This window comes from Bacillus sp. 03113 (assembly GCF_006546985.1).
GTDB lineage: Bacteria > Bacillota > Bacilli > Bacillales > Cytobacillaceae > VATK01.
This window is the reverse complement of the sequence record NZ_ML637008.1, coordinates 180266-192887: the sequence shown is the minus strand read 5'-3', so window position 1 is coordinate 192887 and position 12622 is coordinate 180266. Positions and strand designations below refer to the sequence as shown.

Annotated in this window: 10 protein-coding genes; all 10 read right to left on the bottom strand. The window is 36.4% G+C overall.

What is annotated here, in order from left to right; translation table 11 throughout:
* Positions 1 to 13: 13 nt before the first annotated feature.
* Positions 14 to 1210, bottom strand: a complete 1197-nt coding sequence (locus tag FDO66_RS00855; protein WP_141430511.1) for a class I SAM-dependent rRNA methyltransferase — start codon at positions 1208 to 1210, stop codon at positions 14 to 16.
* Between the two features lie 473 nt (positions 1211 to 1683).
* Entirely contained in the window at positions 1684 to 2520 is an 837-nt protein-coding gene (locus tag FDO66_RS00850) for a YitT family protein (protein ID WP_141430510.1), read from the bottom strand.
* A gap of 440 nt (positions 2521 to 2960) precedes the next feature.
* Positions 2961 to 4394 (bottom strand): aldehyde dehydrogenase family protein, encoded by a 1434-nt coding sequence (locus FDO66_RS00845; protein WP_141430509.1) that lies wholly within the window; start codon positions 4392 to 4394, stop codon positions 2961 to 2963.
* A 10-nt stretch (positions 4395 to 4404) separates the two neighbouring features.
* Positions 4405 to 5145 (bottom strand): amino acid ABC transporter ATP-binding protein, encoded by a 741-nt coding sequence (locus FDO66_RS00840; protein ID WP_141430675.1) that lies wholly within the window; start codon positions 5143 to 5145, stop codon positions 4405 to 4407.
* A gap of 4 nt (positions 5146 to 5149) precedes the next feature.
* Positions 5150 to 5857, bottom strand: coding sequence for an amino acid ABC transporter permease (locus tag FDO66_RS00835; protein ID WP_141430508.1), 708 nt, complete (start codon positions 5855 to 5857; stop codon positions 5150 to 5152).
* 54 nt (positions 5858 to 5911) lie between these two features.
* Positions 5912 to 6769, bottom strand: a complete 858-nt coding sequence (locus tag FDO66_RS00830; RefSeq protein ID WP_141430507.1) for a substrate-binding periplasmic protein — start codon at positions 6767 to 6769, stop codon at positions 5912 to 5914.
* 111 nt (positions 6770 to 6880) lie between these two features.
* Positions 6881 to 8230 carry a 4-aminobutyrate--2-oxoglutarate transaminase gene (gene gabT / locus FDO66_RS00825; RefSeq protein ID WP_141430506.1) on the bottom strand — a complete coding sequence of 450 codons (1350 nt, stop codon included), beginning with the start codon at positions 8228 to 8230 and terminating at the stop codon, positions 6881 to 6883.
* 143 nt (positions 8231 to 8373) lie between these two features.
* Positions 8374 to 9060 (bottom strand): GntR family transcriptional regulator, encoded by a 687-nt coding sequence (locus tag FDO66_RS00820; RefSeq protein ID WP_141430505.1) that lies wholly within the window; start codon positions 9058 to 9060, stop codon positions 8374 to 8376.
* Between the two features lie 203 nt (positions 9061 to 9263).
* On the bottom strand, positions 9264 to 10649 hold the full coding sequence (locus FDO66_RS00815) for an APC family permease (RefSeq protein ID WP_141430504.1): 1386 nt from the start codon (positions 10647 to 10649) through the stop codon (positions 9264 to 9266).
* A 375-nt stretch (positions 10650 to 11024) separates the two neighbouring features.
* Positions 11025 to 12404 (bottom strand): putrescine aminotransferase, encoded by a 1380-nt coding sequence (locus tag FDO66_RS00810; RefSeq protein ID WP_141430503.1) that lies wholly within the window; start codon positions 12402 to 12404, stop codon positions 11025 to 11027.
* Positions 12405 to 12622: the final 218 nt, after the last annotated feature.

Here is a 12622-nt window from a genome sequence, read left to right as displayed (position 1 = left end):
CTAATAGAAAAAATTATGTAAGTTTTTTAATCATCACGACCTTAAGATAGTTTCCCTCTTTATATTCTCTGACAGTCTTAAAGTCTTTTGGCAACCCAAACTCCTCAAGAATTTTATATTTTTCTCCTGCTTGTTGAAAAGCCTTGTCGATAAATCCCTTAAATTTATTCATCCCAAAAGTACTACAATTAGATGAAGCAACAATTATTCCATTTCTCTCGGTTATGATGATTGCTTTTTCTAATAAGTCGGTATAATCTTTTTCTGCACTGAAGGTATGCTTCTTTGAACGTGCAAAGCTAGGAGGATCAAGAATGACCATCTCAAATTTCAGTTGCTTACGAACTGCATATTTAAAATAATGAAACACATCCTCCACAATAATTTCCTGGGATTCAAAATCAATGGAATTTACGCTGAACTGTTCAATCGTTTTACTTCTGCTGCGATTGGCCAAGTCAACACTCGTTGTTGTAGTGGCTCCGCCTAATGCAGCTGCAACTGAGAATGCTCCTGTATAAGAAAAGGTATTTAATACTTTTTTCCCTTCAGCATATTCATCTCGAATTTTTTTTCTGACATCTCTTTGATCTAAAAACACGCCTACCATGGCTCCATCATTTAAATAAACAGCAAAATGAATTCCATTTTCCTTTACGATCAGAGGAGAATTCGCTTCTTCTCCTACAACAAAATCATCGTCTTCGATATATGTCCCTTTTACCGCAAACCGCTTTTTCTCATAAATACCTTTGAATTTTACTAAATTGGTTAACGATTGAATAATAAATTTTTTAAACTGATATATTCCTTCGCTATACCAACTGATCACAAAAAAACCATCATAGAAATCGATTGTTAAACCACCGATGCCGTCTCCTTCACCATTAAAAACTCGGAAAGCATTCGTATCTGTTGCCTTAAAAAAAGATTCCCTATACTCAAATGCGCGTTTAATTTTGTTATCAAAAAAAGATTGGTCGATCCATTCCTGCTGATTACGAGTTAGAATCCAGCCTCTACCTTTATTTTGTTTTCCATAATACCCTCTGCCAAGAAACTGTTGACGTTCATCCACTAGCTCAATAATGGAGCCCTCTGTTTTTACATCCTTTAAATTAATAATTGCATCTTCCGTAAAAAGAGGATACCCAGCTTTAAAGCTTTTCACATATCCTGATTTCACCTTTAAGCGTATCGCTTTATTCATTCTCTTCACCTAATCTTTCTTCGCTTCTCATATCGATATATAAAATTTTTGTATAAAAGCATCATTAAAGTTCGATCTCTTAGTGCTCTCTATCATACCAGAATGATCGATTTAGTTCCTCCTTCTTCTAATATTTTTGTAATAATGCTGTGTTATATAACGTTCACACAATCAATGCTTTTTAACAATATCTATAAAAAAAGAAACCTTAATCATAGAAAATCAAGGTTTCACTTTGTTCTAATTCTTATTTAGATATTTTAATTAGGCTGTTTTCGTATAGATTGTTGCTTTTAAATGCGCAGCCTGCATACACTTCGCTTTCCGTGGGCGAGCGTCCAGCCTCCTCGTCGCATACGCTCCTGCGGGGTCTCGCCTTTCTCGCATTCCCACAGGAGTCTACGTGTATGCAGGCTGCTCCGAAACGTTTCTTGTATTTATGTCAAAAGCAACAAACTTTGAGAAAACAGCCTTTAATTATTGACTTCTTTCCATCCTTTCCCGAACACCTCATGTACTTTATTAAAAATAACAAAAGCGCTCGGGTCGATTTCATGCACAATATTTCGTAGCTTTACCGTTTCACTGCGGCTAATTACGCAGTATATTATTTCTTTATCCTGTCTTGTATATCCACCCTTCCCATTAAGAAAGGTTACACCTCTATTCAATTCAGCCAGTATTTGTTCTGAAATTTGGTCCGGCATTGTGGACATAATAGTAACGGCTTTGGCTGCATAGGAACCCTCTTGTATATAATCAATCAGTTTCGCTCCCACGAAAACGGCCAAAATCGTGTACATCGCCCGTTCCAAATCTAGATAAACTAAAGATAACAGTAAAACAATAGCATCAAGAAGCAGTATCGTGCTTCCCATGCTCCAGCCAAAATATTTTTGAAACAATCTTGCAATGATATCTACACCATCGGTCATGCCACCAAATCTGAAAACGATGCCTAAACCTATTCCGACTGCTGCTCCGGCATAAATCGATGCTAGCAGCTTATCTTCCATTACAAGAGAATATTGTTGAAAAACGGATAGAAAAACAGACAAACAGACCGTTCCTATGATGGTGAAGATAAAACTTTCCCTCCCCATTATTCTCCACCCTATCCACAATAAAGGTAAATTAATGATGATGCTTGACAAGCCCGGATCCCAACCGAATAAGTACTTAAGTATCAAAGCAATGCCCATGATACCGCCTTCTGAGAGCCCATTTGCGATATTAAAACAGTTAATGCCCCACCCCATAATTGCTGATCCTAACATAATAAAAAGGATATTGATCCACCAAGTTTTCATGTATACCTCTCATTCTATCTACTAATTCCTAGCCATTTTATATTTTTAATACAAGTCTTATATTCTTGTTAATCTATAGCAATCAATTCATTTCTTTTACTTAATTCAATTGTCCCGAACTCTCGATCATGAGAGTAGCATAAAAATGACTGACTATCATTCATTATATATGATAATGGTTAATTCTTCAATTCTATTGATTCAAAAATCATCTAAGTTATTTAACATAGCCTTTATAAAGTAAAACTTCCATCAGTGGGGGTTTTACTTCATCCCCCACTGATGGTTAGTTGAACCAATCGGGCTTTTACGGGCAGTTATCCTCCACCCTAGGATTTCTCGTTTTAACTTATAACCTTGAGGTGGAGGTCTTACTGCCCGTTAATGCGGGATAAATACTGAAAAACCCAGAACGATTACGCCGTTCTGAGTTTTTGTCATTAATTTAATTTGATTCCAAGGAATTTTAGTTTCGTCATTTCTTCAATTGCATACGGTACTCCTTCTAGTCCGTTACCACTTAACTTAACCCCGCCATATGGATAATTATCTTGGCGGACTGTCGAAACTTCGTTTATCCAAACTCCGCCTGTCTCCAATGAGTCAAATAGTCGGAAAGCACGTTGGATATCAGAAGTAAATACACCTGCCTGCAAACCATAATCTGAATCATTTGCCGCAGCTATCACCTCTTCTTCTGTTTCAAAAGGAATAATCGATACAATTGGGGCAAACACCTCTTGACATACAACCTTCATTGAATAGCTTACATTTGCTAACACAGTTGGCTGAAGGATAGCGTTTTGACGATGACCGCCTATTAAAACCTGAGCTCCATTTGCCACTGCTTCATTAATCCATGCTTCCGCTCGTATTGCTGCTTCTTCTGTAATTAATGGACCAATATCGGTAGATTCCAGGGAAGGATCTCCTAATTTCAATGCTTTAATCTTTGGTATTAGTGAATCAATAAACAATTGATATACAACTTTATGAACATAAATGCGTTGAACAGAAATACACGCTTGCCCTGCGAATGCAAACCCGCCCTTTACCACTCCATTTACTGCAGCTTCTAAATCAGCATCAGGAAAAATAATGTTAGGAGAATTCGATCCTAGCTCTAAAGTGACCTTTCGATTGCCAGCCATTTCTTTAATCTTAAAGCCAACAGGACCACTTCCTGTAAATGTTACATTTTTGACATGAGGATGTGTAACTAAAGGTGGTACAAGCTCTGTACCTAATCCATTTATAACATTAACCGCTCCTTCTGGAAGGCCAGCTTCTGTCATTAATTGTACTAATTTCATCGCTGAAAGCGGTGTTTTCTCCGCTGGCTTCAAGACCACTGTACAACCAGCAGCGATTGCCGGACCAAGTTTATGCAGGACTAGATTTAGAGGAAAGTTAAATGGTGTAATCGCCGCCACTACCCCTACTGGAACTCGTTTTGCTAATCCAAATCGGCCTTCCCCACCAACAGCTGAATCCATTTTAATAAGCTCTCCATCGTTGCGTTTTGCTTCTTCAGAAGCAAAACGCAATACCATCACAGCACGAGCCACTTCTCCTCTCGCATCCCGAATCGGCTTCCCTGCTTCTTGACTAAGCAATTGGGCGAATTCCTCAGCTTGTGCTTCAAGTAAATCGGCAGACTTGCGCAGAATATCCGACCGTTGATGTGCCGGCATTTTTTTCATCGTTTGCTCAAACGTATGTTGAGCAGATTGAACAGCACTCTCCAAATCTTCTAAAGTAGAAAAATCAACGATTCCTACTAGCTCGCCATTGTATGGGCTGCGAACTTCGTGCTGTATCCGTTCATCTCCTTTTAATTCTTTTCCATTAATATACGATCCAATATGTAGCATTTCTTTCCTCCTAATGTTCAACCTTCTTTATAAATGATTTAGTCCGTTCATGCTGAGGATTGTGGAAAAATCCCTTCGGATGACCCTCTTCGACAATGACTCCGCCATCCATAAAAATAATACGGTCACCAACTTCTTCGGCAAACTTCATCTCATGGGTAACTAAAACCATAGTCATTCCTTCCTTTGCAAGGTCACGAATAACATTCAAAACTTCCCCGACTAATTCAGGGTCTAATGCAGATGTAGCTTCATCAAATAACATGACTTTGGGCTCCATTGCAAGTGCGCGAGCTATCGCTACCCTTTGCTGCTGTCCACCAGAGAGCTGGCTTGGATAATGATTAACCCTGTCTTCCAGTCCTACTTTTCTTAAATATTTTTCTGCCGTTTCTCTAGCTGCTTCTTTTGACTTGTTTCGAATTTTGATTTGGGCTGCCATGACATTTTCGAGTGCTGTCATCGTAGGAAATAAATTAAAACGCTGAAATACCATACCGATTTCAGTTCGAAGAGAAGCTACATGCTTTTCATTAAATTTCTTTTTCGGTTCTTCAAAATAATGTCCTTCTATTTTTACTGTTCCAGATGTCGGGATTTCCAAGTAATTAAGGCAGCGTAGAAGTGTGGATTTTCCAGATCCCGAAGGACCAATGATAACCACCTTCTCTCCTTGTGTAATCTTTAAATCAATTCCCTTTAAAATTTCATTAGATCCAAATGACTTATGAAGCTGCTCTACTTCAATCATTGGTTTACACATGACGCATCAATCTCCTCTCCATTATCCGAACTAGCTGTGATAAAGGTAAGCTTAAGATAAGATAAGCTACAGCTAAAATCGTATAGGATTCAATCGTTAAAAATGTTTGAGAGGCATAAGCTTGAGTACGAAGCAATAATTCATTTACAGTTATAAAAGCTAGGAGAGAGGTATCTTTAATCATCATAATCACATAGTTTCCTAAGGTTGGAAGAGCAATTCGGGAAGCTTGTGGAATGACAATAGACCACATGGCTTGGCGATTAGTATACCCTAGAGCCAAAGCTGCTTCTGTTTGTCCCTTATCTACGGAAATAATGGCCGAACGAATAACCTCGGATAAATAACACCCATAGTTTACGCCTAATCCAATCGTACCCGCTATAAACGGACTAAGATTAAATTGAAATTCCGGGCTCCAGATTTGACCTATTATTGTAATCAGTAAAGGAACCACATAGTACATATACACCAATTGAACAAGTAAAGGAGTACCACGAATAATTTCTATTAGTATCACAAGAAAACCATTTAAGACTTTTATTTTCGAAATTCTTCCTAGTGCAATTAATGTTCCTAATAGAAGAGCCAAAGCAAAACCAGATAACGTTGCACCTAGAACAATCCAAAGTCCTTCCCATAAAACAGAACTAAGATCACGAAAAGCTGTTGCAAAATCTAAATTCTCTATCACATTCATACCATCACCTCTTTATATAGAAGAAAGGGAAGGATATCCTCCCCTTTCTCTCCCTTATTTTCCTGCAGAAACAAAATTATCTTCGTTTAGGCCATACTTTTTAAGAACTTCTAAGATAAAGCCTTCTTCTTTTAATTTATCTAATTCTTTGTTTACCGCCTCTAAAAGCTCTGTGTCATTTTTTCTTACTGCAGCTCCAATATTTCCAGCGGCTTCTGCTTTATAAGGAGAAACTAATTTTAAGTTTAAGGATTGATCTTTTGTAATACTGTAACCTGCAACTGCACTATCCGTAATACAAGCATCAATCTTGTTTGTATTTACCGCTAATAATAGTTCAGCCTGAGAACCAAAGACTGTAACCTCTTTGATTTTCCCTTCTTTTTGCAGCTTTTGTGCAAATTCTAGAAAAGCTGTACCTTTTTGACCACCAACAACTTTATCTTTTAAATCATCAATCCCTTTAATAGAAGAATTCTTCGAAACGACAAGAGCTTCCCCTTCTGTGTACCAGATGTTTGTAAAGTTAGCAATTTTCTCGCGTTCAGGTTTTATATACATTGCATCTGTTACCATATCAATGTTTTTATTATTTAATTCAAGCAATAAATTCTCGAATTTTACTTCCTTCATTTCAACCTTTGGAATACCAAGGCGTTTAGCGATTTCTGTAATAATTTCTGCATCAATGCCACTGAATTCTTTTGTATCTTTATCAATAAATGCAAAAGGTGCATCATTTGATGAGCCAACGACTAATACTCCTTTTTTCTTTGCTTCCTCTAAAGTATTACTGGCTTGAGAAGAATTATTGCTCCCATTTGAAGAAGTTTTTTCTTTTGAGGTTCCACAACCTGCTAAAATAATTGAAAGAATCATTGCAAATAATAATAGATGAAACTGCTTTTTCATATAAATTCCCCCTAATAGTTAATGAATTACCTCCTATTTATTTACAAAATATAGCGACTCTTATCCCCATATAGTAAATATGAATCTAAAAAAATCAGACTAGTTTACGATTTAAACAGTAATTTGTTTACCTAGTAACTCATCAACTACATTCTCAAGTACGCTCAATCCTTCTTCGAGCTGCTCATCTGTAATCACAATTGGTACTAGTATACGAACACAGTTTCCATAAATACCAGCATTTAAAAGAATCAATCCTTTTTGCTGAGCAGCACTAATGATTTGACTAACAATCTCTTTATTCGGCTCTTTTGTTACAGGATCCTTAACAAACTCAATCGCCACCATTGAACCTAAACCGCGGACATCGCCGATTTCTGGATATTTTTCTTTCCATGAAAGAAAACGTTTCGTTAAAAGCTGCCCAATTTTTTGAGATCGTTCATTTAACTTTTCTTCCTCAATAATTTTTATTACTTCAAGAGCAGCTACACAGCCGAGCGGACTTCCACCATATGTACCCCCAATCTCACCTGGATTCGGAGCATCCATAATCTCTGAACGGCCAACAACTGCAGAAATAGGAAGCCCCGCACCAAGGGATTTAGATATCGTAATTAAATCAGGCACAACACCGAACTGTTCAATTGCAAACATCGATCCAGTACGAGCAAATCCTGATTGAATTTCATCTGCAATAAACAAAATTCCGTATTTTTCACAAATTTTCTTTAGCCCTTGCATAAAAGCTGCTGATGGAACAATAAATCCTCCTTCTCCTTGAACAGGCTCAATAATCAGAGCAGCGATTTCCTCAACGGGAGCTTCAGAAATAAAGAAGGTTTCTAATCTTTGCAGCATTTCCTGATCGAGTTGCTCATTTGTCATACCTTCTGGCTTACGATAGTAATAAGGATGGCCGATTTTATAAGTTTCAGGTGCAAAAGGACCAAATTCGTATTTATAAGGTTTTACCTTACTTGTTAGCGACAAGGTTAATAGTGTACGGCCATGATAACCTCGTTCAAAGGAAATAATTCCTTTTTTTCCAGTATATTTCCGCGCAATTTTAATAGCATTTTCAACTGCTTCAGCACCGCTATTTGCAAAAAAAGCTTTCTTAGCGTGATCACCAGGGGTAATTCGAACTAACTCCTCTGCTAACTGTACATAAGGTTCATACATCATGACATTAAAACAAGTATGTATATACTTATCTAACTGGTTTTTTAATGCTTCTACGACTTTAGCAGGACGATGTCCCACATTAAGAGTACCAATCGCCCCAGCAAAATCTAGAAAAGTATTGCCATCAATATCTGTTAACAAAGCTCCTTCACCTTGCTCTGCAAAGGACAAAACTGTATTAAACGGTCCTCGAGGGACAACTGCCTCTTTTCGTTTTAATAATTCCTTTGACTTAGGTCCTGGTATCGCTGTTTTCATTTGAATAAATGACATTTTGAATCCTCCTTTAGTGTACAAAAATTGTATACAATTTATTTTAAAAAGAGAGGTTCTTTCTTGAGTTTTTCTGGATTATTTAAATGGATATAGAACGAACCTCTTTGAGTACAATTATTGTATACAATAGCGCCCGAAAATTAAGTGTATTTCTCTATAATTTGGTTGATAGAAAGTGAAGAAGTAAATTTCTTCGAAAAATCGATATCCTTTATGATCATTGGTATATGCTGATGAGCAAGCTTTTTCGCTTCTTTTGAATTTTTTGCGCTAATAGCTTCATATAATAAAACATGTTCATTATATACATCAAAGCAATGATCATCTGAAACATCATAAAATGTTAAAATAATGTGAGTTAGAGAAATTAATTTCCTAAGACTATCAAATAAATATGGATTACCCGAAGCTTCAATGATTTTCATACGAAATTGTTCAATGATCGGAAGAGCCTTTTTCGGTTCATTTTGATTATAAAACTCAAGTTCTTGATCTAAACAATTTTTTATAAACTCCAATTGTAGCGTAGTAGCATGAATAGCGGCTAAAGCCGCTGCTTCCGGTTCTAAAATTTGACGAACAAAAAAGATTTGTTCAGCTTCCTTTGGATCCGGACAATATACAAAGGCCCCTCGATTTGGAATAATCTTAATTAAGGAATCATATTTCAAACGTTGTAATACAGATCGTATAGGTGTACGGCTTACTCCAAAAGCTTCAGCAAGAGAAGTTTCAATTAATTGAGTTCCTGGCAAAAGCTCAGTGTTAAAGATTGCCTTTCTTAAAATTTGATAGATTTCTTCTTCTCGTACTTTTAATTGTTGCAATAAAATACCTCCTCCTGTAAATCCAGGTGATAAACACAATATTGCGTAGAGATTTTAACACAAAAAGAATTTCTGCTATTAAAATCTAGACCAATATTGTATCTTTGTGAGGTAAATCTAATTGATAGAAGCATCATACCACGTTTGTTTATCATTCGCTGGATATTTGTTACATTTCCTAACATGGTTTTTTGAATTTTCTGTTATATTGATTTAACATCTATATCAATTTGGCTTGACGGCTCAAGCTCATCCATTTCTTTAAATTCTATTTTTCCAGGATTAAATTTAAAGAATTTTGTAATATACAGAAGATAAACAAATCCTATCGCAGCCCAGCCTATCCCTACTATGAAAGAATTTTTTTCAAGATTTAGCCAAAGGATCGCAATGGCTGCTGCACCTAAGAGAGGCATAAGGATGTAATTGAAAAATTCTTTTGTTGTTTTATACTTTTTCTTTCGGAAAACAAAATGAGCGATAACAGATAAATTTACAAAGGTAAATGCGATTAAGGCACCAAAATTGATAAAGCTAGTAGCCGTTCCTAAGTCAAAAAAGATGGCTGACAATGAGACTAAACCTACTATTAATATATTTAGAACAGGGGTTCTCAAATTAGAGTGCACATATCCAAATACTTTTTTTGGAAGAATATTATCACGCCCCATGACGTATAAAAGCCTTGACACGCTCGCATGAGAGGAAATTCCTGAAGCGATTACACCTGCAAGCCCACCTGCAAGAAACACCATTTGAAAGAATACTCCACCCATATATAGAACAATTTCAGGAGAGGAAGCTTCTGGATTTTTAAAATCTGATGGACTCGGAAAAACTGATTGAATAAAATAGGCTGTTATTGTGAACATGATTCCACCTATTAGAGCTGTTAGAAAAATGGCTCGCGGGATTGTTTTTTTAGGGTTTGGCGTTTCTTCTGATAGCATTGCAACTGCATCAAAGCCTAAATAGGAGAAACACATCAATGTTGCACCTGCAACAAGGCTTGATATGTCTAGTCCTTTTTCATAAAAAAGTTGAAGAGAAAAGATCGTACCAGTACCCTCACCGCTTAAAAGACCTTTGATCGCAACAGAAATAAACAGAATTAATATGATAATTTGAAATAAAACAAGAAAGGTATTAAAGTTAGCTGTAAAATTCACACTTCGTAAATTCAGCGTTGTTGTAATAGCTACAAATCCAACAACCCATATCCATTCAGGAAGGCTTGGGAAGAGAGAGTGAAGATAAATTTGAAAAATTAGTGCATTCACCATTGGCAAAAATAAATAATCCATTAATGCAGACCATCCAACTACAAATCCAAGATGAGCGTTCATTGTTTTTTGTGTATATGTATATGCTGAACCTGCTGTAGGAAATACTTGAATCATTTTTTTATAGCTAACAGCTGTTAATAGCATACCAACTAACGCAATTATATAAGCTAAAGGGACATGTCCATCTGTAAGCTCAGAAGCAATCCCAAATGTATCGAACACAACCATAGGGGTCATATAACCTATTCCCATTAATACAATTTGCCATAATGCTAATGAACGTTTTAATGTAGCATTTTCCATTTATCTTCCTCCTTTAATCATAAAACTGAATATTTTGAAAATTAACCCCAAGAAGAGTATCAAGCAAAAATAATGAATGAACGTCAATCATCATAATGTAAGATTTAGCATAAACACAATGATTTTTATAAAAATCTAGACCAGTTTGTTTTTCTTTGACTATAAGGAAAGGGGGAATATTTATTGATCCTTTGTAAATATTCCTACACCAAAGATGACTGACTTTCATTCATTTTAACTTACTATTAATATACCAATAATAAAAATTTTGTCTTGTAACTTGGCAGATCTTCTAACGTTGTTTTTATTACATCTAAATAACTATCGAAAATTAATATCCTTATGCATATTTAAGAATCCTAATTTGATAGCTTCTTATTTTCCAATGTTTAATAATACTTTCTTAAAGCTACTCACGACATGATCTACTTCATCTTTTGAAATCGTTAAAGGCGGCTCGATACGAATGGTTTTTGAGTTTACGAGTGTTCCTGCTACTAATATTCCTTCATCGAACATCCCTTTCGATAATGCGTAGCCCACTTCATCTTGGTGAAATTCAATCCCAATCATTAATCCTTTCCCGCGAATTTCCATAACCTTATCTTCATGACCTTTAGCAGCCTCTTTTAGTTCATTTAAGAAATATTCCCCTATTTCACCGGCACGCTCTGGTAAATTTTCTTCTATTAACACATTAAAAGTAGCTATAGCTGCAGCACAAGCAAGTGGATTTCCTCCAAATGTAGTTGTATGCATAAATGGATTGTCAAAAAGGCTTTTGAATACATGTTCCTTCGCAACGATGGCACCTGCAGGCATAACTCCACCACCAAATGCTTTTGCTAAACAAAGAATATCTGGAACAACCTCATATAAATCAGCGGCAAACATTTTTCCTGTTCTACCCATTCCTGTTTGGACTTCATCAAAAATAAGGAGAGCATCATACTGGTCACACAATTCTCGCACTTGTTTTAAATAATTTTCAGGTGGAAGGATAATCCCACCTTCACCTTGGATCGGTTCAAGAATAACAGCTGCTACATCTTCACCTACTAATGCACATGTCTCAAATGTCTTTCTCATCATTTCGATGTCTCCAAATGGAACATGACGGAATCCCGGAATTAATGGCAGAAAGGGTTTACGAAACATACCTTTTGCCGTTCCTGATAAAGATCCAAGGCTTTTTCCATGGAATGCACGAGTCGTTGAAATAAATGTGGTACGATCGCTATACATTTTTGCTAGCTTAAGAGCAGCCTCTACACTTTCCGTACCGCTATTCGTAAAGAAAGAATATTTTAAATCCCCAGGTGTTACGTCTGCTAATATTTTTGCAAGCATCGCACGAAGTGGATCTAATAAATCCTGGCTGTGCAAAGCTTGGCGTTTTAATTGATCTTCAACAGCTTTTACTACTTTCGGATGACGGTGGCCAACATTGTATATTCCGAAGCCGCCAAGGCAATCGATGTATTTTTTTCCATTCACATCAGTAAAGCATGAACCTTCATCAGACCATTCTACTGCTGCAAATTGTGTATCGATCGTTACTGTTTTTCTATATTCAAGAAACCCGGGGTTCACATGGTCTTTAAAGCCATTTACTGTTTCTTGCGTGATCCACGCAGCTTCTTCTTTTGTCACCTCTTGTTTTTCAATTAACTGAAGAACTTTCTGAATATACTCATTCACCTCTGTGTATTTTTCATCTACATTGTTGTTTACTTCTTTTACTGTTGTACTCATATTAATCGCTCCTTTATTTAAGTTAAGTAAATTATAATTTTTTTGAAATTAGAACATTTTTCTTCAGGGCTGATCAAGGCGATTCCGCTTTTCTTTTTGTCTAGCTCCATCGCCTAGCCCTTGTGAAAAATAACCCTTTGTCTCTAAAAGTAAAAAACACTTTTTGACCCAAACGAACATTTTTCTTCAGGGCTGATCAAGGCGATTCCGCTTTTCTT